This window comes from Candidatus Poribacteria bacterium (assembly GCA_009839745.1).
In the GTDB taxonomy this organism is placed as follows: Bacteria; Poribacteria; WGA-4E; order WGA-4E; family WGA-3G; genus WGA-3G.
The window spans coordinates 83,783-108,838 of record VXPE01000122.1; the positions used below are offsets into that span (position 1 = coordinate 83,783).

Consider the following 25,056-nt stretch of genomic DNA (forward strand, 5'->3'; position numbering starts at 1 on the left):
TAAATACCCACAGATTTCTGGAGGAAAAAATGATTGCAAATTTGATTACCCTCTTCCGTAGAGTTGTTACCGTTTTGACATGCGACTGTAACTTCCCATATTTAGCAGCAAATGGCTGCCATCTTCACTCGCAAGCGAAGTAAAAAGCAATTTTGCCGCTGGATATGCAACCGCTGGAAGTATCTTGTTTTTTAGAGTAAACAGAAGTTGGTAGGTAATGATATTATCAACTTGCCGATACTGTCGAGTAAATTCCGCGCTCTCCATGGTATGATGGCTATCCTCTGGTAGCGTGGCACTCCACCCATCTGGAACCTCAATACGAATCGTTTTCTCCACTTGCGTTGGATAACCGAAGTCCAATGAATAGACGCGTTGGTCGTCAGCAAACGCTTCAGCATACTCTCCAAATTCATCAATTGGTAAAGGCATCAACATGTTTTTGCTTAAAGGTATTGCGTAATTCTCAACGCGAAAGCCGAGCTTAATTTCCACTGGTACCTTGAGTTCATTGAGGTCTGACATCTCATGCCATACTATCTGAATACCGGGAAATTGTTGACTGAGTTCAGTCGCCAAAGTGGCTTTCATTGCCCGAGGCTGTATCTGTTGATATGCCCACCGCGTATTTAGGTCATACTGCCCGCTTGTCCGAATGCAGAGTGTCCCTTCTACAGTCCCTTGATTGTTTAGGGTCATATCCGTGATGCTCACAAGCCTATTGGCGTCGGCTGGGAAAACAGGTGTTTCCACGAATTGACCGTGTGTGTCGGCAATGAGAAATCCTGTGCGTCCTTGTGTGTTATAAGGTAGGTCTCCGTAACTACAAGTTGCCGAGGACGGATCTAACCAAATGTAGGTATTTGCGCCAGTTCGGATAGCGGCGATCATGTGATTAAATTGGCTGAGTGCGGGGAGTGTCGCGTCGACCTGCTCGTAGGGTGCGATGCTAATCAAAACTGGGTAAGCCTTGATCCCCACCAAATCTAACATTGAAATCAGAAGTGTGGTTTTATCCTTACAGTCGCCGTATTGCACTTGAAAGACTTCAGCGGCAGGTGAGGGTTGATAAGCACTCTGCCCCAGTTCAATACCAACGTAACGAATATTTGCGGCGACAAAATGGTAGATGGCGCGTATTTTTTCCGCTTCTGTTGTCAGATTTTCGGTTAATTGTTGAACTTTTTCTTGAATCTCAGTGTTGGGTGTATATCTCCCTTTCGCGAGTTCTTTATACCATAAGTAGACATCGTTCCAGTCGGCAATTGAAGAATAACGTAAGCGTGGCACGATGTCATTAATATGGGGCATGCCTTCCTCTATTGTCAGCGCGGGTGTTTCACCGTATTTCCAAATATACACAACGGTGTCATTTTCTGTGTAGGACACTTCAGGTTCCCGTGCGTTTGGGGTATCATTCGCAATTTTCCATCGAAGATGCCACGCCTCGGGTATTTGAAGGGCGTAACTCGTCTCAAGTGTAGCCTCTGTCGCTTGGAAATTGTATGCGCCTGTGATCCATGTCTCACCTCCAGGTACTTTATCTTCAAGTGTTATCTGATATTCAATGCATACTCCGGGGGCGAGACCGACCATGGAGATGACCTTCCACATTGCGTCGGAATAGAGATTCTGGGACAATAACCCAGGGGGTGTTGCATCGTTATAGGCTTCATCGGGGGGATACAGCACGGTGCCGTCCGCCGTAATTGTTCTTGCTACATTCACACCGATGTTTTGCGCTGTAGGTTGATAAGGAATGGCAATATCCCCGTATTTTTGGATCCCCCTTTCGGTGAGGATCTTAACGACTTGATGCGTTGTATAGCGAGATTGCCCCGTCGGTAGGATATCGTGGCTGAAATGGTTGAAGAGGACTAAAGTATCGGCATCGGGATAATCGCTGGCATCTGGGGCATTCGCGATAATGTGCTCAACATCCGGATTGAGAAGGGCAACGGGCGGCACATCAGCAATTTCCGTTGGACCGAAGTTCTGTTGAGCGAGTGCTTGGAGTCGCGTTAAAGATAGGAGGTTGTCTGAATCAATTTCTAAAATCTGCCGGTATTGGAGCTGCGCTTCAAAATAACGTTCCTGGTTCTCATAAAGTGTGGCGAGTTGCTCCCTTGCCCAGATTTCGTTTGGAAATAACCGAATTGATTCCCGTAGTTCCGCGATGGCTTCACCTATTTCACCGCGCTCTAAGTAAATTAACCCCAAGTAGTTGTGTAAATTTTCGCTTTCGGGTTGTTCACATCTCGGATCAAAAGACAATGCCGTGTGGAGCACCTGAATCGCTTCGTCAAAACGCTGTAACTGTTTGTAGGCTAAACCGAGGTGATTCAAGGCGTAGAGATTATCCACTGAAACGTCAAGGACTCGCTCGTAGTATTCGGCGGCTGCCGCATAATCCTGCAATTTTTCAGAGATGTATCCAGCGTAGTTTAGAGCCGTAATATTTTTCGGTTCCAGTGCTAAAAATGCTACGAATGCGTCTCGCGCGTTTTCATACTCTTCCAGTTGGAAATATATCTCAGCGATTTTGTGTTGGACATCACTTGCGTCTGGTCGAATTGCAACGGCGGCTTCGTAAGCGGTCAGCGCGGCGCGCCAGTTTTTACGTTGTAGTTCTGTATTGCCAATTTCAACCTGCTCGCGCCACTCGCGATTCTGTTCAATGAGTGGATCCACTACCAACGGCGTTGATGGACTTTTTTGGAAAATTGCACATCCATGGCTGATAAAAAGCAGGATTAAGACTAAAAGTACGCTGCCTCTCTGGAGCCTCATTGTCCGTCTCCTTCGGCGGTTAAGTATCTGATTCGGTGTCTTTCAAAAGTTTAGGGTTTTTGCTGTGCCGTTCTTTATCTCGGCGTGTCTTTTTTTCCATTGACTTTTTGAATGCGTCCTCAAGTGTGATGCCTGTTTGATTCGCGAGACAGATAAGTACGAAAAGGATATCCGCCATTTCTTCACCAAGGTCCAAGTCTTTCTCATTCTCTTTGAAACTCTGTTCTCCATACCGGCGCGCCATAATCCGTGCTAATTCGCCGACTTCTTCCATAAGGATGGTGGTATTAGTTAACTCTGAAAAATAGCGGACCCCAAAGGTGCGAACCCAGTCGTCCACAAGTTTTTGACAATTTTCAAGCGTATAGTCCATATCAGTTTCGGCTCCATTGGTGTTCTGTACTCACGACTTACGAGGCGCGCGATAATATGCCTCGAAGACTATAGTAGTGCCTTCAAAGTGGTTATGCGTAAATTCAACTTTTAATATTTTAACAAGATTTGGAACAGAAGTAAACCTTTTTTTCTCGAGGTGTGTTTAAGCAAACAATGAAAATCCTTGATTTTTCCGAACGTTTGGTGTATACTTTAATATCACCACTTATTCAGGAGGGACTGCATGGGACTTACGAGCAAAGAACAGCATTTTTACATGGAAAACGGCTATCTTCTGAAAAAGGGACTTGTCTCTTCAGAAGATATTGCGCGAATTCAGACGGAGGTTGAAGATATACACAACCGTATGGCAGCACAACCTGCTGATGGCGTTGGGATTTCTTGGGAAGTCTACGATACAGAGGATCACCCGCCACGTATCAAACAATTGATGCACAGTGAGTTAGTGAGTCCAACGCTGAACCGCCTGCTTCGTTCTGACGCAGTGTTGAACATACTGGAAATGTTGATGGGTAACAACATCTCTCTCTATCATAGCAAATTACTCCCAAAATCGGGTGGCGATGGGACGGCTATCCCGTGGCATCAGGACTACGCCTATTGGAAAAATGATCAGAACAAGCCGGTTATGATTAATTGTCAACTGGCTATCAGCGAGGCGAACCTTGAGAATGGGTGCATTCAGTTTGTACCCGGTAGCCATAACTGGGGTTTACAAGAACATGAACGGAAACATCAGACGTTTGGCGTGTTTTTACCCGGACACTACCAAGAACGGGAAGATGCCGTTGCTGTCGAGATGGAACCGGGAGATGGGGTCTTTTTTAATGCCTTGATTATTCACGGATCTGCCCCCAACAATTCAACGAACGACCGGCTGATGAATACATTCGCTTACAATGTAACTGGAAACGGTGAGACCCAATGTCGGGAAGTCTTACGTGGAAAATCTCTTAGCACATGAAAAAATTAACGGATGTCTGGAAAATTCTTGGGTTCTTGCTTATTGGTGTTGCGGTAGGTTGCGGTGGTGATGAATCCAGCAGCATAAACGTTGCACCGCACATTTTGGTGTTTGAAGCAGAATCGAATATAGTGCCACCAGGGACAGAGGTGCCAATTCGCTTGGAAGCTGGCGATATTGAAGGACATTCCCTCTCATATACGTGGACGGTTACGGGGGGTGAGTTAACGGAGAACGCCTCTGGTGCTCTCTGGCGGGCACCGGAAGTTGAACGGAAATATCAGATTGAAGTCACAGTAAGCGATGGGGAAAATGCTACGAGAAGTGCGCTTGATATCCAAGTGTGGCGGACCCGCCCTGGCGACTATTATCCGTTGGCTGTAGGGAATGTTTGGCATTATCGGGACGCAAGCGGTACTGAGATTACTTTCGAAATTGTGGATACAATCCAGATCCAACGCGCAGGTGGGGAAACCATTGAAAGTTTCGTCCTTCAGAAATCGAGTAAGGCTGAAGGTTTAGAGAATGTTGTAAACTACTCTTACCTCGGAACCAGCCTTGATGAAAAGGGTGAGGTTTCAGCGATTGTCCAACACGCCCAGAATACCACATCCGGCACAGGTGATACCATTTTGTTTGTGCCGTATCTCCCACTCTACCAATTCCCACTTATCCCGGGCGAGAAGTGGGAGGTCAATTTTCAGGCACAATTAGTTCCCGAACTCTTTCCGATTGGTGGTGGACTCGACGAATTTGAGGTGATTTCAGAAGATACCGTAACCGTGTCGGCGGGAACTTTTGAACATGTCTTCCAAGTTCAAGAATCCTTTCGATGGGGATTTGATATTGAAAATCAAAATGTTCCACTCGACATCACTGTTGTAAAAAAATGGGTTGCACCGGATGTCGGGATTATCAAATTTACACAATCACAGACTCGGGGCGATGTAACTGTTGACACGGTCTTTGAACTTGAGTCTTTTGAATTAGTTGAAAATTAAATCTGTGAAGAATACAACAAAAAAACCAGAAATTTTAACGACAACCGTGGGTTCTTATCCTGTTCCCGCCTGGCTTCTGTCAATGCCAACAGAGCAAACGCTGCTTGATGCGACGCGGGTCGTCGTAGACATTCAGCGGCAACACGGTATTGACCTACCGACAGATGGCGAACTTTACCGTTTTGATGCCAACCATCCAGATACCAATGGAATGATTGATTATTTCATCCGTCCACTTTCTGGTGTGAGAGCAGAAGTGGGTAGACAAGAATGGCATGAATTTCGGCAGATGCAGACGATGTCGTTCCGTGCGAAACCGGCAGGGGTTGTTGAGAACGCCCTGGGAGAAGGCACGTTAAACCTCGTTTCTGATTGCGAGCGCGCAGTGAGCGTATCTGGGAAGAATATCAAATTTACGGTAACGAGTCCTTACATGCTTGCGCGGACGTTGCTGGACAAACATTACGGCGACTTTGATGCGCTGCTCACCGCTGTGGCAGAAGTGTTGGCGACACAGATCCGTGAACTGGATTGTGCGTGCATTCAAATTGATGAGGCGAATATACCCGGTAACCCACAAGATGGACCTCGCGCTGCCGAAGCGATTAATATTGTTCTTGATGCGTTTAGCGGAGAGAAAGCGGTGCACTTCTGCTTTGGGAACTATGGGGGCCAGGTAATCCAAAAAGGGAACTGGCGTGCTCTGGTGGACTTCTTGAACACGCTCCGGTGCGATCACTTAGTTTTGGAACTGAAACATCGTCCTGAGGCGGACCTTGAGGCACTCAAGGACGTTACATCAGATACTGTCCTCGGTATCGGTGTGATTGATGTAAAGGTAAATCCGGTTGAGACTCCAGATGAGGTGGCAGCCAGCATCGAAACAGCGGAAAAAACATTGGGGGCTGGACGGATTGGCTGGGTGCATCCGGACTGTGGTTTTTGGATGCTCCAACGTTCTGTAGTGGATCGAAAGATAGAGGCACTTGTCCAAGGCAGAGATAAGTATTTAGGACTTACCTAATTTCCTAACAGATCCGGTGCGGTTAGAAACTGCACCTATCGGGACTGGGAAAATAATGGGATCTACTATAAAACCCTTACAGATTCCCAATTGCATTAGAACTGACCAAACACAATTGTAGAACGAAGTGGAACAATGCTTAGAAAATTTGAAGTTCAGCTGCCGATGGTAAAAAAATTTCAGAGCGTTGCTGGTGCTGCTGCGGGAATAGGATTCATACTGGGCACCCTGATTCCTGCCGTGGCTATTTTTATTTTAAACTGGCAGTGTCCGTTTGGAGATGGAATTCTTCGGATCGGCGGTTTTTTGGTAATTACGGGGTTTGGCAGTTCCATCATTTTCGGCAACATTGTTGCTCTCGTTCTCATCGGCTTCGCGAAATATCGCCAGATACTATCCAATTCATCAAAAAAGGGAAAATAATAGGGGATAAAGTGGAATTCAATTTTTTGCACGTTCTCTTACTGTTCGTTACAGGTATTGCCGCGGGTTTCTTAAATACAGTTGCTTTCGGTGGCTCATTGCTCGCTTTACCTATGCTTATCTTCCTTGGGCTCCCCACTGCAGTCGCAAACGGGACGAACAGAGTAGCGATTTTCTGCCAAAATTTCAGTGCCATCGTAGGATTTCGTCGCAAAGGGGTCTCCGATTTCGGCTATAGCATCCTACTCGCCATACCAGCAGTTATCGGTGCTGCGATAGGTGCTACCATCGCGGTTGATATCAGGGACGCAGTATTCAACCTCATCCTCGCTGCTGTGATGATTACCATGCTGGTTTTAACACTGATTAACCCAACGGAGCGTTTAAAGAACAGGATGGAGAGCAATGATACGCGTTCCAAGATTATTTCGATGGTTGTTTTCTTCTTTATCGGAATTTATGGTGGATTCATCCAAGCGGGTGTAGGCTTGCTTGTTATCACTGCCTTACGCCTTCTTACCGGTATAGACTTAGTTCGGACGAATGCGATTAAAGTTTTTGTTATCTTCTTCTATACTGTGGTCGCGCTGGGTATTTTTATCATAAAAGACAAAGTCAACTGGTATTTAGGACCAACGCTGGCAATTGGTAACGCATGTGGGGCATGGCTTGGAAGTCATTGGGCAGTCGAAAAAGGTGATAAATGGATTAAAGTGGTGCTGATTGTCGCTGTTGTGGCTTTTGCGATCCGTCTCGTTTGGCTGAGTGTGAGTGGAAGTTAGCGACTTAATTCTTGATACGAAAAGATAAGGCGGTGGATAGCAGTAATGTGTGAGGTGAGTGTGAGTATACCGAGTGTACAAAGAAGAATCATTCCTGTACTTTGGAGGTAGGGAAGTTTGTGTAGAAGTGCTCCTTGTAGCACAGTCCCAGCTCCGAGCAAAATAATGCGTTCCGGTCGTTGCATGAGTCCTACCTTGCAGGTCACCTGAAGTCCTTCCGCTCTTGCCCTTACATAGCTGACGAGTATTGAACCGAACCATGCGCTGAACGCGAGCACTATCCCGAGTAGACTTTCCAAACTGTAAAAGTAGATGAGAGCTCCAAGGAGCAGAAATCCTTCCGAGTATCGATCAATGACGGAGTCCAACAGTGCGCCGGATGCGCGTGAATTTCTCTGTGCGCGTGCCACTGCCCCGTCTATCATATCAAAACTCCCCCCGAACAGAATCAGGATCCCCCCGGTGACGAGACGCCCTGTTGCAAAGTAAAAGGCAGCGATGAGGTTCACGACGAACCCGCAGAGCGTCACCATATTCGCTGTAATACCGATTGCAACCATTTTATTTGCGACGAGAGACAGAATAATTTCAAGTCGGGGTTTTAATTTCGCTTCAAACATTTTTTAATTTTACCTTGCGGAGTGATGAAGGGCGTTTGAACTATGGGATGCGTTGCCTATATCCGCTCTCCATTTCATTACGAGCTACGGGTTTGGGGCCAATGAATACCTCTTAACTGAAAACCGATGACTGACAACTGATAACTGATTGTCGTAAAGACTCTTGCCGATTTTTGATTAATTCCGAGGCAGGAATCAGTGCGGCTTGACAGAGGAGTTCCAAAATTGCGGATTCAATGTCCGTTGGGTATCGCGCGATTTTCACTTTTTCGTGTTCAGAAAATTTTGCATCCGGTGGTGTCACGAGTACAATGCCGTCGCTCCATATAAGTTCCGGATAGGCGTAAGTGCTGTCATAAGCTTCGTCGAAAACCGTGATGATAGGGTATGGCAATTTTAGGAGTTCCAATTCAGCGTTCTGAATTGCCTGTGCACAATCCAACGAGGTCCGACGTTGGACTGTAGCGATGTGAACAACAGGCAGATTCCACAAAATAACAGGTTTTTTGAGGCGATGTGCCAATGTTATAAGCCGTAGAAAACATCGCCACTCTGCAGCATTGCTCAGACTTTGTGCGTCACCTTGCACAAGGATGACTTTGGTGTCCTGCATCCATGCGAGACCGGCAAATCTAAAGGTCCCCTTACTGCCCGTTCTATCGCCGTAAAGTTTGATTGTCTGAGTGAAGGGAGGCATTTTTGCGTGGGTGTCTCCCTTAGGATATTTAGCGATATTTGATGACATATATCCAGGACCTTTGATACATAGCGAATTGTATAAAAAAGGCAGGGAGGGGCTTGAAACACCCTCCCTGCCTAAAAGGTGATGGATTTCGCCTATTCGCCGCTACGTCCACCGATAGCGTTGATAGCAAACAAACCGACACCCGCTGCTAAAGTTGTCAGAAAAACCAGAGCGCGCTTAGATGAGGAGAGTTCCTCGTGGACACCTTTGGCATCCTCAAGTATCATCTTGACCTCGTTGATTGCCTTTTGGTTGGCTTCAACGCTCGTCAACAGCATCTTCACATCCCCTTCGATGGATTCAATGCGTTCGTGTGTTGCTGCCGCTGCCATTGTGTGCTCTTTGATCATCTTCTCGATCCCTGCGAAATTTTCGTCAAGGTGGGCAATCTTGTCAATGATAGCCGCTTTTTTCGCTGCCAAGGCTTCTTTGATACTGGAAGAGACTGCGTCACTGGATTGACTCACAGCGGCCATTAACTTTTCTTGTGATTTCAGACTTGCCTCAAGCGCCTCGATTTGCGCCTTGAGTTCGTCCATATTCTTGTTGAGTCCGTTAATTTCTGCTTCGAGTTTATCCCGCGTTGCTTCGGATTCCGCCAATTCCGCCTTTAGTTTCTCAAGTTCCTCTTGCTGCGCGGCAAGTTCCTCTTCAGCAACTTCCTTGACCTCTTTCATCATAGCGATTGGAATACGCAATTCTTCGCCGGGATAGATGAGGTGTGGATTGGTGAAGTCGTTATATTTGCTCAGTTCGCGCCATCGGAGTGGATCCTTAAGATGCTCTTGACAGAGATCCCAGAGGGTATCACCTTTTACAATGGTGATGAGCGTAGTGCCGTCGTCCCCCGCATGGGGTGTGATTTTCGCAGATGCGGATAACACGTAAACACCACTGAGTGCTGCGCAAATGTACAGAATTAGTGCCAACTTCAGTGTGCCTCTTAGCATTTTCATCAGTTATCTCCTTTAAAATCTATAAGAGAGGGACGCAAAGTGAGTCGATCCGACACCGTTAATTTCACTTGCCATGCCATCTTGAATGGCATAGTCAACCTGCAAGCCGCCGATGTTTACACCAAACCCTCCGAAGAGGTTTTGCGTGTCGCGTGAGGCTTTGATCCCGCCTCGGATGGCAAGAGCAGTGGACTTGTAAGTGACAATGGTATATTCAGTACCGAGTCTTAGGGTTGTCGCGCTCTCATCAAGGTTGACCATCTCTTGCTCGAGATCAGCTGCAAATGTGACGACGTTACCGACATAGAGATTATAGGCTGCCCCGAGGCTAATTACCATCGGCACAGTATCTTCACCAAGAGCCGCCCCCAAATATTTCACAGCGAGTCCATAATGGAAAGTCGGGACTTTTTCTTCGCCCACATCTATGTGCAGGGCATGTCCCATGAGTCCGACATCCACACCGCCAAACCCACTCTGACTTTCAACGCCCTCTGCGCCAAAGTTATCCGTCAGCATGCGACCTGTTAGACCGACACCGAAGCTTCCGAACCCAATTCCGTAGGAGAGGGAATAGGCGTTTGCACTATAGTTAAATGTGCCTCCGTAGCGTTCCCTGGCATCATATTGCTGGATACCACTGACGCCTGCATTTGTGACAGCAAGTCCGATAGATCCTGCTGACCCAAGTGCTTTTGTCAATGCGATGAAGTTATGGCTTCTATCCAGATCGAGTTGTTGTGTTGAAAAATTGAGACTTAAATCCGCTGCGGAGCCGAGTCCTGCTGGGTTCCAAACGGTTGCAGTGGCATCATCGGCGATTGCTGTGAAGGCACCGCCCATGCCGATCGAGCGCGCGCCGGCACCAAGCCGTAGGTGTGGCATGGCATCCACTCCGGCAAAGCTGACCGGTGACACCGCTAGGATAAGAAAGAAAAGTGGTATTAAACCGCATAGCAATTTCGAGCCTTGTTTGCAAGCCCATCTAAAACTGTGCTTTGTCATTAACATTATATCCTCCAAAAGACTGTCCACATCGGGAATTGGACACCTATCCAATTCCCGATATGCAGACTGCGGTATACTTAGCGCGTCAGCGCGAGTTTGAGAATGGCATATTCTGGCTCGAAACCGTCTGCGACCATAATCTGACAGAAGTAAACGCCTCGAGCTAAGTCTTCGCCAGCGGTGGACGTTCCGTCCCAACCGATTGCACCTTTGCCAACGTACTCGCCTGCATCCCAGACCTCGTTATCAACAAGGACTCGAACTGGACGGAGCGTCATATCATAAATGACGATGCTCACTGTAGATTGTCGAGTCAACGTGAAGGAAATACGCGTAGTGTCCTTGAACGGGTTGGGTGCGTTAATCGGACGCGATGCCAATACTGGGCCTTCCTCACTTTCAACAAAGAAGGTAAACTCATGAACCGCCATGTTCGCTTCACGGGCACCGCTACTCTTATCAGAAACGTTACCCTCTTTATGCGCCATGTCAGATACTTCAAGTTTAACCGTATGTTGCCCGAAAGCGAGTTCGGCAGGTGGTGTATACACTACCTGTGATGCCGATTTCTCATTCGGTTTGAGGTTAATCAGTTGGTCATCAAGCACGAAGCGGATAGAATCAGGATCTACACCAGATTCAGCATCGGCATAGGTTATCGAAATCTGCGGACGGCGCTCAGTCAGGCGTGCCTCATTTTGTGGGGCCGACATCGTGATAACCGGAGCGGCAGTATCAAAGTCGATTGTGAAACTACCCTTTGCTGTGGCAGAGTTGCCGATTGTATCGGTTGCGCGGACTTCAATCGTGTAAGTTCCCTCATCAAGAGGTTCTTCAGGTATGAAATCCAAGCGTGTGATACCCTCAACATCGTCTTCGCCATCGTCTTCGGTGCCACCTTTCACCTCTTTACCATTGCTATCCATCAGGACGATATCCATATCGTCAACGCCTGATGCATCGTTGGCACTCGCGGAGATGACCGGGAGTCCAGCACGGATAGTTCCGGTTGGCGTAATCGAGGTGATTGTAGGTGCGACGTTATCAACGACCAGTGTGAAGGTCCATGAATGTTCTCTTTTACCGCCTTCGCTAATAGCAATAACTTTGACGGTATGTGTTCCTGCTGTGAAGCTATCGGCAACCTGAAGTCGCCCATCAGCGATCTGTACGGGTGCGATGGAACGGAGCGGTTGGTCGTTAATACCGAACTTCACACTTATAACCTTGGATTCCGCATCGTTGACAACGGCTGAGATTGTTACCCAACTTTCACCGCTGATGGTTCCAGAGGGAGCCGCTTCCGTGATGACTGGCGGTGTTGTGTCTGCGGGAGTCCCTTCGATAGCGAACTCACGAGTAGCCTCACCGATGTTTCCGAGTCTATCGGCAACTTGCACGGTGACGCGATACGCCCCACCACCGAGTTTATCAGTCCGGGTATAGACCAATGTGCCGTTATCCGCTTCAATTGCATCCTGATCGACTGCGACATCAACATCCCCTGCTTCGGGGTGGATGCGTGCTATACCGACTGTTGGACCGGCAGTCAATTCCGTAGTTGCCCACGCTAAGACTTCCTGACCGTTACTGTCGGTACCGCTACCTTCACCATCGTTATAGGTTGCGTGAACGGTTGGCAAACTCGCTACTGTATGGTCTTCCGAAGGTGTTTGAATTTCGACCATCGGACCGGTGGTATCCAGATTGATTTCTTTCAATGGGAAAGCAACTGAACCGTTCCGTTTGGTAACAACGGCATGCGGTGTATAGATTCCATCGGCTAACGCTGAAACATCTACCTTGAGTGAGAAGGTATCTTCAGGATCTTCGTCACTTTCGCTTGGCACGTCACTGCCATCAACAGAAGCTGCCAGTTGATCACCAGCATCTAACACTAACGAACCGTTGCTGACATTAAAGCCGAAAGTCAGTGAACTCCGCAGTGGAATCGGTTCGGTGGGTGTTCTGAGAACATCCACTCCGTCAACGGCTGTAACCTTCAACTGAGCGACATCTTCAACTCGGAAGTTCAGCACATTCACTGTGATTGGCGGAGACATCTCGTCTCCCTCATTACTTTGCACATTACCGAATTCGTCAACTGCAAGAGCGTGGATCGTATAAGGCAGATTTTCAAGCCCTCCGACATCGGTAGTAATGTCGAGCATCCCGGCTTCACCATCAATCGGAGTCGCGTTCCCATCGGGATCGACTTGAATTAACTGAATCGAGGCATACGTGCTCGGATCGGCAGTCGGTTCAGCGGTATACGTTGCTATCGGTGATTCGACGGTTTCATCAACGATTCCACCGACGGTGTAGTTGCCATCTGCGTCTGGTTCAATAGCCCCGGCGACATCAGCAACGGCGACAATGTTTGTTGGCCCGAGTGGGGCGACATCGTCATCGTTATCCACCGATAGATGCGTCTTTGCGCCCGGACGTCCCGGAACTTCCTCAGCACCGCTGGTAATTGCGACCGCAGTTACCATATACTGGTTGTCATCTTTGGAGGCATCTCGTGCTGCGTCGGTCTCGGCTGTGATGGTATCATCCAGAACTGTTGTATCCACTTCAACTGACCATTTCAGATAGGTTGGGTAGTGGATGGGTTTTCCTGATAATGCATCCATGGCAGTCGCTTCCGCTGCCACCGCAACGAGGTCGGTGATAAAGTCGCTATTCTGCTGTAACGCTGCGACTTCTTCTGCGGTAGCGAGCACGCCGGTATCGGCTGTGCCGACGACTTCATCGTTGATTACCAACTGGAGGGAGGCGATCTCTGGATATGTGCGTTGGGGCGTATATCCATCGATAACGACAGTGCCTTGTGGACCGCCACTATCTACGTTGGTTTCCGTAATGGATTCAGTGTTGAGGACGAGTGCTAACACCTCAAGGTCAACAGGATGCACACCTGCATCCAATTTGATAGAGAACGGATCCGACATAGTGGTCAACTGAAGTGCGTTGGTTGCCACGGCACGGACCATGACAGAATCGCCTGCGCTTGCGAGTGCATCAAAATCGGCTACATCCCAACTCACTTCAAAGGTTGATACATCTTCGCCTTCAGCGAACATGTGAGTTTCACCAATAGCATGCCATGCCCCATCTGCTCCCATGTATTCTACCGTGATAGATGCGGGGTGAACTGTGCGCGTATCCACGGTGACAGTCAACATTACGCCGTCTGTGGTGTTCGAGAAGATGGTTCCACTTTCGTAGGGTTCATCGGCATCGCCATCCCCGTTTCGGTCGCCGATACTGACGGCTGTAACGCTTGCTTTGTCAGCTTCTGGCATGACGACTCTGAGTCGGGTAGGTTCAGCGTAGGAACCGACGTTGAAGAGGGTATCAATTCCCATTGCGCGAATGCCGTAGTCGCCATATATCCCTTGGGGAATAGGCATTACGACGTGTTCACCTGGCTCAATCGTCACCGGCACGAGGTGATCAAGGATGCGTATAGAGGCACCTAAAGCCTGGTGTATCGCTGCGGCTTGAGCATCATTTAGCGTTAAGTTCCTTATCCCTAAATTTTTGAAAAAATCATTGGCTGCAGTTTGGATCTGCTCTGGTGCGATCAGTGCTACAATTGCCTCAGGATTGGTCGTCTGAGCGAGATTGAGTATTGATGCATCGTCAAGTCCACCAACAACCCGTGGGAAGTTCTGCTTGAGGAGTCGAACGATCTGATCTCCGCCTTGCTCAAGAACAGCTGTCCAAATTCTGGAGGACAACATGGTAGACTCAACAGTGAGTGGCATCCAGGTGCTTGTCGGCATGCCGTAGGCATCGAGTCCAATCTCTTGATAGAACAAGTATCCTTCACCTGCCCCTACATTAGCAACCTTCGGCAACCCTGTAATATTAAGCAGGACGGGCCCAGGATTGTGAGCGGTGGCAACATAGATACCTTCGCTATTCTCGTAACCGGCAGTATTGGTATCTCCGGGTGTGATCATGATGTCGGCTTGCGGTGCAGTAGTATCAACGGTGAAGGTTTCTTGGATCTGATCTACTGGATTACCGTTAGCATCGCGGACTAAAGCTTCTAAATAATAGTTACCATCGGCAACGCTATCAATGCTTGCGGTCCAGAGTGACTCGGCTTCAGGGTTGATACGTGGCACAGTGAATACGGAAGCCAACAACGGATCGAAGTTCCTCTCAAAATCTTGCATCAGCCTATTCGTATTACGGAGCAACAGATTCTGAAGTCTGCGTTGTTGTTTTGGGGTCATTACGCTGAGGATATCATTGACACCGGGGAGTTGTCCGCTGAGAACTTGGCTGATTATGCTCGCGGCTTGGGGCGATCCCAAAATTTTGGATATCTCAGCACTGACATTAGGAGTGAAGATTGCGTCAACAATACCGCGATCGGCTAACTGAAGGTTGCGCGGGTCAGGCATCGCCCAACTTTCAATTCGGAGTGTTGTCGTTGCGTTCAGAATCGCTGCCAAAGACACATTCTCCGGATCCTGGGCGAGAGCAGCAAGTTTTTCACGACTCAACGTCATGAATTCCACGGGTTCCGCGAGCGTCACTTCAAAGTAGTAGTAGATGCTCGTCCCAAGGGGAATGCCTATTTCTGTTTCCCAAACGACCCCGTTTTTCCCATGCATAGAATGCATAGAAACGGATAGGTAGTCTCCTTTTAAACCCGTTTGTGAATAACGGAGATTAACATCGGAGAACAACTCGGTTTCTAAACTGGGCCATGCGGGTAGATTGGTAGCTGCGAGTGTTTCTTCCAGTCGGAAGGTATAAGGGATGGTATCCGCTTGGAATTGTCCCGGCGCGACCTGTCTGCCCTCAACGGTTCTCCCTCCAGAAAGATTAAACGTAACCCCACCGACGTTTGCTGATGGCACGCGCGTATAAACGTGCAAACTATCACTGGCGAGGTATTTGCTGCTTTGCTCTAAGTAGGCAAAATTGGTAAAATTTGGGGTTATCGCATTTCCGAAGTTCTCAGCATCTAACTGACTTGCTTCATTCGCGAAAGCAAGAGATTGACGTTCAGACGTTAGAATCTGCTTGATTTGCTTTTTGGGGAGAAACCCTTTTGGTACTAATGATAGGATTGAATCTGCGATAACTTCTGCTCCACCCGGCAGCCCTAATGCGGCAGCGATCCCCTCTACAAACCGCTTTCCAGAAGTTGTATTTAGGGAGAGACCCCCGAGACGCGATGTGCCGAAAAGTGGTTGATTCTCGGGCATTATCGGAGTGAAGGGATCTGCAGGTGGCATGACATCCGCTGATGGGGGTTCCACGACGGGTGGCTCTACGACTGGGGGCGTTGTATCCACGGGTGGCTCTACGACTGGGGGTGTCGTATCCACAGGCGGCTCAACTACAGGCGGTTCGACCACAGGTGGTTCCACGACTGGCGGTTCGACCCCTACGTTCAACAATCCTGCAAGTTCGTCAATCGCTTCTACGTCTGCAAGCAAAGACTGTACCTGTGGATCATTGAGCATTGCTTTGAGTGCTTCATCTGTTTTCAGCAATTCTATGAACTTCGGATCTGTGTCCGGTGCAAAATTCAATAGTAGATCTGGAGCCGCGACGACAGTCCCAATGAGTGCGGGATTTCCACTCAAAATCCCTTGGATCTGGTCTGATTTCAGCCCCTCGAGAACATCTGGCAAGACTGCTTGAATATCCTCACGTTGAAGCAACTCGCTGTATTTTGCAGCCACCTGTTGGGCGAGAGAAACTTCTTGCCCGAAAACAGTATTCGGAATTGAAGTGTAAAGAACACACACTGTAAAAATCAAAAAACAAACGAGTGTTCGTTTTTTCATTAACTCATCCTCCTCGTTAAGTCTGCGCGCTCGCAAGACTAAGTACTGAGTTTCTTAGATGGGCAAGCGAGAATACAACTAAAGACGACTGGGGTAGATGTCCGCCCATCCAATCAACATCCTACCAACGAGCGTTAAAATTTCCCGATACCGATGTAGCCATGGGATAGCGTTAATATAGCCTATGGCACAGGTCAAAAACGAATGAAAAGCGGGCATCTGACTTTAGCAATTTGACCCTGCGGGAATTTTTTTATTATTTTAACATAAAGTGGCAAAATTAAGCAAACATTTAATCGTTAAGTATCAGAGAGATTACGTTACACCGGTAAATCGGTAAACAAAATCGTCCTGCAGTTACGTGATGTTTTGTGCAATCGGTAAAAATTTGTTCCCGCCGCATCGGTATATCATCGATTAAATTGCAGTCCGCCTATATAATGATACCACAACTCTTAAAATATGTCAAATCAAAATTTCAAATTTTCGTAGAGATTTCTGGCTATTTTCGTAGAAATCCACAATCTATTTGACATATTACCAAAAAACGCTTAAACTGTCAAGAAAAATAACGCCGGAGAAAAAAATGGCTATCTTGACTGAATCTGAAAAGAACCAATTGGATCAGCACGGTTTTTTGCTATTGGAAAGTCTGATACCTCCAGATACAACAACGGAACTTCGGGAATACGCTTTATCACTGGCTGTAGCAGAGCAAGAAGCCGGTAAGGGTCATTCATATCTTGCGAATGACAGTGCACAACGGGTCTGGAATCTCGTTGACAAAGGCGAAATATTTGAAGAGGCTATTCAACACCCAAAGATGCTCGCCGCGATGGAGTATTTACTCGGTGCTGATTGCACACTGAGTTCCTTTACAGTCAATGTGCTTTATCCGAGCGCACCGGATGCTGGTCTCCATATAGATTATCCGCTATCCGGACTCCCTACCCCCCGTCCAAACTTTCCTATGGTTGCCAACAGTGTGTGGTTCTTAGATGACTGGACGCTTGAAAATGGTGCAACCAGTTGCGTGCCGGGGAGTCACCGACGGCTCGAAGCGTTACCCGAACCCGGTGTGGCATACGACGATGCGCTGCAGATTTGTGGACCGCGTGGCTCCGTCCTGATCGTCAACGGTGCAATATGGCATGGGTCATCAGAAAATAGAACGAATGAATCGCGTGTTGGGTTACTCGGTTTTTTTTGTCGTTCTATGCTGAAGCCGCAGCAAGCACACCTTGAATTGGTATCGGATGAGGTTATATCACGTGCTACACCGACTTTAAAACGGTTGCTGGGTTTCGATTCGTTGCCGAATACGAACGATTAGTACCTCAAGGGACAACGTGATTTTTTTCCGCCATCACTATCCACTCGGATTTAGGTGTTTTCGGTGCCAATTGGTACATCAATCGGACTGTGATTGTATCCCCAGTCGCACTGGGTAAAGTGTCAAAGATGTAAGTTCTCTCCTCACTTGGGAGAAGACGGTTTTGCGCTTTATCCGAAATTGAGATTTGCTCTGTTTGTCGTTCAATGCCTTCCGGAGAGAGAAGTTTCACTTCAAGAATGATGGTCCGCAATGTGCCACCTGGCAAGATGTGCCCGGTTTTGCTTTGTAGTTTTACACTCGCTTTTTCAGGTGTGATTTCAAGTCGAAGCGTTGCAGCGCGTCTGAGTTGTGCGACACTCCGGCTGCCGCGCCACGTATGCTTTCTGCCTTTGATGCTTTCATAACTGGCTGTGCTTTGGAGTCGTTTGACGACCGGCATGTGGCATGTCGCACAACTCTTATTCCCCTCGGCGAATTTGGAATTGAGAAAACTGGAAACCTGGTCGTGCTCAGGAACGGTCAACTGACCATGGCAGGTACTACAGAGCGTTGTTGGTGAGGTATAGATGGGGTTGGTTATATTCGCATGGAAGTAAGTCTCTGCGCTTGCTTGTGGTCCGTGCATGGCACCTTCAGCATCGAGATGGCAAACGAGGCATGAAACGCCGGTTTCCCGTTGTCCATTTCTCAGTTTTGGCATTTCCCCAATGCCTGTGATGAGAATCGGTTGCGGGGCATGGCACCCGTCACATTTCGTTTCCCTATCCGCAATTTGATTTGCGATTTCCTGATAGATTTCGTCAACCCATGCCTGGGCGTGCATCGAATTTTCCCATTCCCTCCAGATTGCCGGATGACAACTTTTACACTTTCCCTCCTGAAATCCCTGATAGGCTTCTTTCACGCGATCAGTAGCATTCTCAGCACGAAGGGCGAGACTCCCGATTAATGTCACCAATACACATCCGAAGAATCCCAAGCCAATGGTAACTCTGCGTTGACACGTTCTCATAAAGTATCGCGAGCTGGAGCTCGCTCCTACAAAGGAGAGTCGGGAATCGGAGTTCCCTCCTACAAGAAAGCTAAAGAACCTTATAGTGCGTTTAAGAGTGTAAGTGCTGCCGCCTCTCCACTCTGAATACAGTCTGGGATCCCAACCCCATGGTACCCATTTCCTGCGAGTGCTAACCCCGGCAGTGCGCTCGCGAACTGCTCTATACTACTGACAACCTCTTGGTGCCCGACCTGATACTGTGCCATCGCTTGTGCATGTTTAGTAACATCGGCAAACCGCGGGGCGTTTTTCAGTCCGAGAAGTGGTGTTAAATCTGCCTGACACAATTCGATGAGCTCGATCTCAGTTTTTCTGGACGTGGGTTCGCCAACGAAGGCGCGCAGCAGAACGTGATCGGTTGGCGCGCGATTTTCAAATTTAACGCTACTGAAAGAACATCCGATGAGAGAGAGGTTTTCCGTAGCAGGCACAACAAATCCCATGCCATCCAATGGGTGTGTGATATCCTCACGGCGGAATGCCAAATTGACTGTTGCCGAGGAGGCGTAGGGGATTACTTTGAGTTTTGAGGTAAGCGGACTTGATAGATCCCCGATGAGTGCTGCTGTATGTGGGGCAGGAAGGGCAATGCAGAGAAGTTCGGTGTTTAGCATTTCCCCGTTAGCGAGTGAAACATGCCACCTGTTCCCATCGCTCGCTTGCTGAATACGTTCCACTTTCGCATTTAATCTGATACTGTTGGATACGGCTTGGGTAAGTGTATCTGTCAGTGTCTGCATTCCAGACTTAAACGAAAGAAAAAGGCTGTAGCGAGGTCCACTTGTGTCTCGACTCGTTTCGGACGCTTGTTTTTTCTGAGCGCGGAGTGCCTTGATAATGCTGCCGTGCGCCTTTTCCATTTCCAAGAATCTGGGGAACGTTGCCTTTAGGCTTAAATTTTCGGCATCTGAGGTATAAATACCTCCTATCATAGGTTGTGCCATCCGTGTGAAAGCTTCAGTGCCGAGGCGACGCCTGACGAAGTGTGCGACTGCTTCGTCTGTGTCCCGTCCTCTGCGGGGAATAATGAGGTCCAGCACCATTCGCAATTTGCCGCGCCAACTGAAGAGAGGCGTTTTTAAAAACGGCATGAACGCCCCTGGCGCCATCATGTAAAAACCTTCAGGGACAGGATGCAACGTCCCGTTCCGAATTATAAAACTTCGACGGACTTTTGGGTTGGTCCCAATGAATTGATCCGCAATACCAAGTTCTTCGCATAATGCCTTTGCCGCGGGTTTGGTGGAAATAAAGGCATCGGGCCCGTGTTCCATGAGAAATCCATCGCGGTGTTCAGTTTCAATGATACCACCGACACGTCCACTCGCTTCAAGGAGTGTAACGTCAAGCGGAATATCGCGTGCAGCAGCCTCGCGCTGCAAACGGTAGCAGGCGGCTAAACCTGTGATACCGCCTCCGATAACAATGGCATGTTTTCTACCCGAGTTTTCCGACATAAGGTTTCATTCAAGCAAAGTGCGTAAGTCCTCATTTATTTTTCTTGTGTGGCCTTTTCACAGACAAAGTCCGCTAACATCCCGATAAACTTAGGATGATCCCCGACCGTGCCTGCCCGAATGAAATCGATGCCACACGCTTCCGCGGTTTCTGCCGCCTCTATGTCCAAATCATAGAGCACCTCGACATGGTCGCAGAGGAAACCGATTGGTGAAGCGACGACGGTATCAACGCCCTCTTCCTTCCGGGCTTTAAGCCAATCATTGATATCGGGCTGTATCCACGGAATAGGGCTATTTTCCACCTCGCTCTGATATGCTAAACTGAATCGGGTTTTTCCAATTTGTTCAGCGACTGCCTCGCCTGTTTTTTCAAATTGTTGTGTATAGGGTGAAGTATTCGCCGCTGCCTGGGGGATAGCGTGCGCAGTGAAAACAAGTTCAGCGTGTGCTAACTTGTCGCCACATGCCGTTTCAATGATTTCAGCAATGGCACCAACGTAACCTGCGTGTGTGTACCACGGATCGAGATAATCAACAGTCGGTTTCTCACCATCCACTGCATCGATTCCTTTTTTTACGGTTTGTTGGTACCATTCCCAACTGACTGCAGATTGGTGGGGCGCCATGATAATTCCGAGTATTTTGCGGTGTCCTTTTTGTGCCATTTTCGCTATGACCTCTTTTAAATAGGGGTCCCAATGTCTGAATCCAGCGTAAACAGGCAAGGGTAGATCGCGGGCTTGCAGTGCGGTTTGTAGTGCGTCGGCTTGTTTAAAAGTCAATTCGTTGAATGGCGAAAATCCGCCCAATTTTACGTAGTGGGCTGAGATGTCTTTTACACGTTCCTTTTGAGATTCAGCCTCCCCAGCAATCCCTTCGACAAAACAGTAGGCTTCGCCGGGACACATATCTTTATTGTATTTTTGACAGCAGCCGGGTGTGGGTCCACCGAATGCCACGAGTAAGACGCTATCGTATTTCATTTTTGTTTCCTCCTATGCCATATTCGCTAACTGTGCTGGCATATACCTTGCATCAGCGGCGATCGCCTTCGCGAAAGCTTCACGAGCGAGTGCCTCGTCTCCATTGGTCCGATGTGCGAGTCCAATACAGAAGTAGGCTTGCGCGAGTTGTGTTCCTTCAATCCCAATGACGAGCGATTTATAGATGGACTCCAGTCCTGTCTTTGTTTCGTCGCCGTTGCGATAGGCAGAAAGGATGTGGTTGTACCCACGCAAAAGATATGCTGGCGCGTGATCAGGGTCCAATTCAAGTGCAATATTGAGTGCTTTTTTGGCTTCAGCGAAGAAGTCCCCCTTTTCAAGGACACTTGACACGGTGCGTGATGCTTGTGTGAGCAAATTTGCGTATTCCGTCCAAGCGTCGGGTAGATTCGGATATTGTTGGGTTGCGGTTTTTAAAATAGCAATTGCTAAACCAAAGTCATTACCTTCCGCGACCTCTTCGGCGGTTTCTCGGTAAGACTGAAAGTCTTCAAGTGCTTGTGTTTTTTGGTGAAGTTTTTCGGTATCCGCTGTCGGAATAGCCGAAGGTTTCAGATGTTGCCAACCCGGTTCTGGATCGTCGATTAACCCGCGATATACCCGCAAAATTGCATAACGGGGTGTTCCCCATACTTCAGCAATAGCGCGAATCCAGTCGGGTAAGTTGGCTTCCATTTCAGCGAGCAGTGTATTCAAGGACATGCCCCGTTCAACACGTTTTCGGACTTCTGTTAGGAAATAGGACTCAATCTCAAGCAAGCGGTCGATTTCGGTGTCACGCGCTAAGGGTCCGTGTCCCGGTAGGACAGATTTAGGTCCGTATGCCCGGAGCTCCGTAATTGTATTGATCCAATCGTGGTTCGCCATGAGTCCTTCATTCATAACGGGCTGTCCAAAGATGGGGAAACTCCCTGTCATAACGGTATCGCCAGAGACGATACAATCTTCCGCTGGAATTCTGATAGCAGTGGCATCGTCCGTTTCTGCCTTTCCCAAGTAAACGAGATGTAGCGGTTGATTCCCCAAATCGAGTTCAGTTTCATGTGTGAAGGTCTGTTGTGGTAGAAAAGGCGGATCGCCGAGTGTGAAGCCGCGGGAACGCAGAAATGCCTCCTGCCGTGGGGACCTATTCACCATGAAATCTTTGGTCATCTCGCGAGCGACAACCGTCGCTCCAGCGTCATGGAAAACAGTGTTTCCATTGGTATGATCCCAATGGTAATGTGTGTTAATTGCATACAGTATCGGTTTATCCGTAATAGTGCGGATGGCATCACGCAACCGTCGTGCCATCATTTGGTTGACTTGTGTATCAATTACCGCCACTCCTTTATCTCCAATGATAATAGAAGAATTTACAATATTACGAAAAAGATATACTCGCTCTGTCACTTCAACGAGCTGCCCGTATTGTCGTGGGGCAAAGGGATTTTCAAGGATGTTTTTCATTTTTTTAATTAAAAAGTTTTTGCGATGTGTACGAAATGCTTAACATTTTCAAATGGCGTATCTCTGTGTAGACCGTGACTCAAGTTCAAAATATGTCCAGTTTTTCCACCCTGTTTTAGACAGGTCTCAACGGCTTCGGTGATGTCTGCAGGTGTGCCATCGCGAAGAATGTCGTTATCGACGTTTCCTTGAAAGGCGACGGCACCGTTCGCGTTTGCTTTGGCTTTGCTAAGGTCTACACATTTTCCAATGCTTAGAACATTTGCCCCACTCTGATGCATTAAATCTATGTAACTACACTCTTTTGCGAACAGGATTCCTGGGGCTTCTGGATTGAGCTCGGCGAAAATCCGCTGATGATAAGGAAAAGCGAACTCTTTATATATCTGCCGCGGTAAGACATCGGCGATGGACTCGAACAGTTGCACTATTTGGACCCCCTCGCTGATTTGGTAGTTCAAGTAGTTAATAGTCATATTGGTCAACTTGTTTAGCAGCCGATGTAGGAGGTCAGGTGCTTCCTCCATCATTTGAAAGACCGGTGCTGCTTTTTCAGACGCTCCCGAACCTCGTTTGATCGGACTTTCCCCTGCAATGAGGAAAAAAGCAAGCGTCAAAGGTGCCCCGGCGAAACCGATAAGGGGCAGTTCCTCATTCAAGGTTTCGCGTAGGTTGCGAATGACTTTTCCTGTGAACGCCAATTGTGTAGGGGGTTCATCAACGGGTCGAAGTGCGTCTATTTGTGCTTGTGTGCGGATCGGTGGGTTTAAAATGGGTCCTGGATGGAATCGGAAATGTGCGCCCATGGGGGCGAGAGGGGTAAGAATGTCTTTGTAGACAATGATGGCATCAACACCGATACGTTTGGGCAGCAGCGATATTTTGACTGCCGATTCGACCTCCGTTTGGGACATCGGTGCAGGGCAGGTTCGAAAGAGGCGTTCCAATGGGAGATTAAGCTCACGTCGAATCTGTCGGTAAACGGGATCTGATCTGCCTGCTTGCCGCATCATCCACACTGGGACACGCTCCACAGGCAGACATCTCGATGCGCGAAGAAGTAAGTCATTTTTTAATTGTCGTTTCATACGGGTTGGAATTACCTCTTTAGCGTGTTTTTAGATCGCCCCACATCGTTGCCAATTTATCTGTAGGTTCCACCGGAGCGACCCCCAGAACTTTGCCGACTCCTTCTTCCATGAGTGTTTTAATATCCGCCTCACTCAAGGCATCGCTGAACATAGCTACATCGTCGATGATGCCTTTGAAATATCCGCCGTCACATCCGTGGCCTGCCGGGCAGAGTCCACTTCCGATGAGTAAGCCTTTTTCAGGTTCACCGACCTTATTCGGTCCCTTTGCTTTAAATGCGCCATCGATGTAGAGTTCGTATTCAGTGCCGTTGTAGATACCGGCGACAAAATACCATTCTTCTGGTTTATCGACGGGTGTGTTCGCGGCGGCACAACCGGCTTGGCAGCTTTTGAACTCAAAGTTGCCGTCGTTCCACAATTCAAACCACCAATTCGCGCCGCCACCGTCCCCCGGGTTCCCGTTTGCAATGATGAGCGTAGCTGATCCCTTACCGGCTGGATTGTTACCGCCAACAGCCGTCGGATGCATCCAGAAGGTGACTGTGAATACCTCCGGATTGAACAGAAGTGATGGAGCGATTTCAACGTAATCATCCTTTCCATCGAAGATGACGGCTTTCCCGAACTGTCCGTCTTCCCATTTCGTGCCTTCTTTGAGTTCACCATCGTTGTCGTTCCCGGACAAATCTTCGGCAATTTTTCCACTCCCTTCATCGAAGAGCCAGATTCCCACAACCGTCTTTGGATCAATTTTGGCGTTGCTTGTCGTAGCACAATATAGGGTGAGGAATACGACTCCAAAGCCTACAAGCATCCTGCACCCCTCGGATTTGTCAACAAGGCATCTTACGAGAGAATTCATTGTGAAAGGTCCCCCTTCTGGTGTCGCTCAAGAAACTGCCTGAGTTTGGCAAAACTTTTTACGTTTTTCATGATTCTGCCGCTTTCCCGTTCTTCGAGATAGAGAAAAAAGCCCATAAAATAGAGGCTCACTAAAAACAGCAGAAATCCTATGAAACACTGTGCGATTGCCCAGTAGTTTGGTTTTAAACTGAGGTAAGGGGTGACAGCGCCAGTGTCGGTCTTTGCGTCGGTTGCGTCTTGCTGAGGCCATTCCACCGAAACGAA

21 protein-coding genes are annotated in these 25,056 nt (G+C 48.2%); 7 read left to right on the forward strand and 14 right to left on the reverse strand.

Annotated features, from left to right (window positions below):
* Positions 1–66: 66 nt before the first annotated feature.
* Both F4X88_19550 and F4X88_19555 read right to left on the reverse strand, forming a co-directional pair.
* The gene (locus F4X88_19550) at positions 67–2,790 is read right to left on the reverse strand and encodes a DUF3857 domain-containing protein (protein ID MYA58478.1); all 2,724 of its coding nucleotides are present in this window, start codon (positions 2,788–2,790) and stop codon (positions 67–69) included.
* Between the two features lie 19 nt (positions 2,791–2,809).
* Positions 2,810–3,163, reverse strand: coding sequence for a nucleotide pyrophosphohydrolase (locus F4X88_19555; GenBank protein ID MYA58479.1), 354 nt, complete (start codon positions 3,161–3,163; stop codon positions 2,810–2,812).
* Positions 3,164–3,409: 246 nt separating this feature from the next.
* On the opposite strand from F4X88_19555, the gene F4X88_19560 reads away from it, so the two are divergent.
* The 5 genes from F4X88_19560 (at position 3,410) to F4X88_19580 (ending at position 7,380) form a co-directional block, all read left to right on the forward strand.
* On the forward strand, positions 3,410–4,150 hold the full coding sequence (locus F4X88_19560; GenBank protein ID MYA58480.1) for a phytanoyl-CoA dioxygenase family protein: 741 nt from the start codon (positions 3,410–3,412) through the stop codon (positions 4,148–4,150).
* On the forward strand, positions 4,147–5,151 hold the full coding sequence (locus F4X88_19565; GenBank protein ID MYA58481.1) for a hypothetical protein: 1,005 nt from the start codon (positions 4,147–4,149) through the stop codon (positions 5,149–5,151). Before F4X88_19560 ends, F4X88_19565 begins: the two co-directional genes overlap by 4 nt.
* Before the next feature lie 82 nt (positions 5,152–5,233).
* Positions 5,234–6,175, forward strand: a complete 942-nt coding sequence (locus F4X88_19570) for a methionine synthase (protein MYA58482.1) — start codon at positions 5,234–5,236, stop codon at positions 6,173–6,175.
* 135 nt (positions 6,176–6,310) lie between these two features.
* Positions 6,311–6,598, forward strand: coding sequence for a hypothetical protein (locus F4X88_19575; GenBank protein ID MYA58483.1), 288 nt, complete (start codon positions 6,311–6,313; stop codon positions 6,596–6,598).
* Positions 6,599–6,609: 11 nt separating this feature from the next.
* Positions 6,610–7,380: a sulfite exporter TauE/SafE family protein gene (locus F4X88_19580; GenBank protein ID MYA58484.1), complete on the forward strand. Its 771-nt coding sequence runs from the start codon at positions 6,610–6,612 to the stop codon at positions 7,378–7,380.
* Here F4X88_19580 and F4X88_19585 read toward each other — a convergent pair.
* The 5 genes from F4X88_19585 to F4X88_19605 form a co-directional block, all read right to left on the reverse strand.
* Positions 7,377–8,000 carry a CDP-alcohol phosphatidyltransferase family protein gene (locus F4X88_19585; GenBank protein MYA58485.1) on the reverse strand — a complete coding sequence of 208 codons (624 nt, stop codon included), beginning with the start codon at positions 7,998–8,000 and terminating at the stop codon, positions 7,377–7,379. The genes F4X88_19580 and F4X88_19585 overlap by 4 nt on opposite strands.
* 112 nt (positions 8,001–8,112) lie before the next feature.
* Positions 8,113–8,697: a hypothetical protein gene (locus F4X88_19590; GenBank protein MYA58486.1), complete on the reverse strand. Its 585-nt coding sequence runs from the start codon at positions 8,695–8,697 to the stop codon at positions 8,113–8,115.
* 140 nt (positions 8,698–8,837) lie between these two features.
* Entirely contained in the window at positions 8,838–9,701 is an 864-nt protein-coding gene (locus F4X88_19595; GenBank protein ID MYA58487.1) for a LysM peptidoglycan-binding domain-containing protein, read from the reverse strand.
* A gap of 12 nt (positions 9,702–9,713) precedes the next feature.
* Positions 9,714–10,586, reverse strand: coding sequence for a hypothetical protein (locus F4X88_19600; GenBank protein ID MYA58488.1), 873 nt, complete (start codon positions 10,584–10,586; stop codon positions 9,714–9,716).
* A 200-nt stretch (positions 10,587–10,786) separates the two neighbouring features.
* The gene (locus F4X88_19605) at positions 10,787–15,973 is read right to left on the reverse strand and encodes a hypothetical protein (protein ID MYA58489.1); all 5,187 of its coding nucleotides are present in this window, start codon (positions 15,971–15,973) and stop codon (positions 10,787–10,789) included.
* On the opposite strand from F4X88_19605, the gene F4X88_19610 reads away from it, so the two are divergent.
* Complete coding sequence (locus tag F4X88_19610; protein MYA58490.1) at positions 15,972–16,385, forward strand: hypothetical protein; 414 nt, start codon at positions 15,972–15,974, stop codon at positions 16,383–16,385. The genes F4X88_19605 and F4X88_19610 overlap by 2 nt on opposite strands.
* A 738-nt stretch (positions 16,386–17,123) precedes the next feature.
* Positions 17,124–17,864 carry a phytanoyl-CoA dioxygenase family protein gene (locus F4X88_19615; protein ID MYA58491.1) on the forward strand — a complete coding sequence of 247 codons (741 nt, stop codon included), beginning with the start codon at positions 17,124–17,126 and terminating at the stop codon, positions 17,862–17,864.
* Between the two features lie 4 nt (positions 17,865–17,868).
* Here F4X88_19615 and F4X88_19620 read toward each other — a convergent pair whose 3' ends face one another.
* The 7 genes from F4X88_19620 to F4X88_19650 form a co-directional block, all read right to left on the reverse strand.
* The gene (locus F4X88_19620) at positions 17,869–18,879 is read right to left on the reverse strand and encodes a hypothetical protein (protein ID MYA58492.1); all 1,011 of its coding nucleotides are present in this window, start codon (positions 18,877–18,879) and stop codon (positions 17,869–17,871) included.
* A gap of 80 nt (positions 18,880–18,959) precedes the next feature.
* Entirely contained in the window at positions 18,960–20,378 is a 1,419-nt protein-coding gene (hemG, locus tag F4X88_19625) for a protoporphyrinogen oxidase (protein MYA58493.1), read from the reverse strand.
* A 35-nt stretch (positions 20,379–20,413) separates the two neighbouring features.
* Positions 20,414–21,364, reverse strand: a complete 951-nt coding sequence (hemH, locus tag F4X88_19630) for a ferrochelatase (GenBank protein MYA58494.1) — start codon at positions 21,362–21,364, stop codon at positions 20,414–20,416.
* Positions 21,365–21,376: 12 nt separating this feature from the next.
* Positions 21,377–22,834, reverse strand: coding sequence for an MBL fold metallo-hydrolase (locus F4X88_19635; protein ID MYA58495.1), 1,458 nt, complete (start codon positions 22,832–22,834; stop codon positions 21,377–21,379).
* An 8-nt stretch (positions 22,835–22,842) separates the two neighbouring features.
* Positions 22,843–23,922, reverse strand: a complete 1,080-nt coding sequence (locus F4X88_19640) for a uroporphyrinogen decarboxylase (GenBank protein ID MYA58496.1) — start codon at positions 23,920–23,922, stop codon at positions 22,843–22,845.
* A 19-nt stretch (positions 23,923–23,941) separates the two neighbouring features.
* Positions 23,942–24,790, reverse strand: a complete 849-nt coding sequence (locus F4X88_19645) for a LamG domain-containing protein (GenBank protein ID MYA58497.1) — start codon at positions 24,788–24,790, stop codon at positions 23,942–23,944.
* The gene (locus F4X88_19650) at positions 24,787–25,047 is read right to left on the reverse strand and encodes a hypothetical protein (protein ID MYA58498.1); all 261 of its coding nucleotides are present in this window, start codon (positions 25,045–25,047) and stop codon (positions 24,787–24,789) included. Before F4X88_19650 ends, F4X88_19645 begins: the two co-directional genes overlap by 4 nt.
* Between the last annotated feature and the right edge of the window lie 9 nt (positions 25,048–25,056).

Excerpts from the sequence above, each read along its gene's own strand:
- F4X88_19550 (MYA58478.1), bottom strand. The coding sequence starts at position 2,790 with ATGAGGCTCCAGAGAGGCAGCGTACTTTTAGTCTTAATCCTGCTTTTT.
- F4X88_19555 (MYA58479.1), bottom strand. The coding sequence starts at position 3,163 with ATGGACTATACGCTTGAAAATTGTCAAAAACTTGTGGACGACTGGGTT.
- F4X88_19560 (MYA58480.1), top strand. The coding sequence starts at position 3,410 with ATGGGACTTACGAGCAAAGAACAGCATTTTTACATGGAAAACGGCTAT.
- F4X88_19565 (MYA58481.1), top strand. The coding sequence starts at position 4,147 with ATGAAAAAATTAACGGATGTCTGGAAAATTCTTGGGTTCTTGCTTATT.
- F4X88_19570 (MYA58482.1), top strand. The coding sequence starts at position 5,234 with ATGCCAACAGAGCAAACGCTGCTTGATGCGACGCGGGTCGTCGTAGAC.
- F4X88_19575 (MYA58483.1), top strand. The coding sequence starts at position 6,311 with ATGCTTAGAAAATTTGAAGTTCAGCTGCCGATGGTAAAAAAATTTCAG.
- F4X88_19585 (MYA58485.1), bottom strand. The coding sequence starts at position 8,000 with ATGTTTGAAGCGAAATTAAAACCCCGACTTGAAATTATTCTGTCTCTC.
- F4X88_19590 (MYA58486.1), bottom strand. The coding sequence starts at position 8,697 with ATGCCTCCCTTCACTCAGACAATCAAACTTTACGGCGATAGAACGGGC.
- F4X88_19595 (MYA58487.1), bottom strand. The coding sequence starts at position 9,701 with ATGAAAATGCTAAGAGGCACACTGAAGTTGGCACTAATTCTGTACATT.
- F4X88_19600 (MYA58488.1), bottom strand. The coding sequence starts at position 10,586 with ATGCCACACCTACGGCTTGGTGCCGGCGCGCGCTCGATCGGCATGGGC.
- F4X88_19610 (MYA58490.1), top strand. The coding sequence starts at position 15,972 with ATGACATCCGCTGATGGGGGTTCCACGACGGGTGGCTCTACGACTGGG.
- F4X88_19605 (MYA58489.1), bottom strand. The coding sequence starts at position 15,973 with ATGCCACCTGCAGATCCCTTCACTCCGATAATGCCCGAGAATCAACCA.
- F4X88_19620 (MYA58492.1), bottom strand. The coding sequence starts at position 18,879 with ATGAGAACGTGTCAACGCAGAGTTACCATTGGCTTGGGATTCTTCGGA.
- hemG (MYA58493.1), bottom strand. The coding sequence starts at position 20,378 with ATGTCGGAAAACTCGGGTAGAAAACATGCCATTGTTATCGGAGGCGGT.
- hemH (MYA58494.1), bottom strand. The coding sequence starts at position 21,364 with ATGAAATACGATAGCGTCTTACTCGTGGCATTCGGTGGACCCACACCC.
- F4X88_19635 (MYA58495.1), bottom strand. The coding sequence starts at position 22,834 with ATGAAAAACATCCTTGAAAATCCCTTTGCCCCACGACAATACGGGCAG.
- F4X88_19640 (MYA58496.1), bottom strand. The coding sequence starts at position 23,922 with ATGAAACGACAATTAAAAAATGACTTACTTCTTCGCGCATCGAGATGT.
- F4X88_19645 (MYA58497.1), bottom strand. The coding sequence starts at position 24,790 with ATGAATTCTCTCGTAAGATGCCTTGTTGACAAATCCGAGGGGTGCAGG.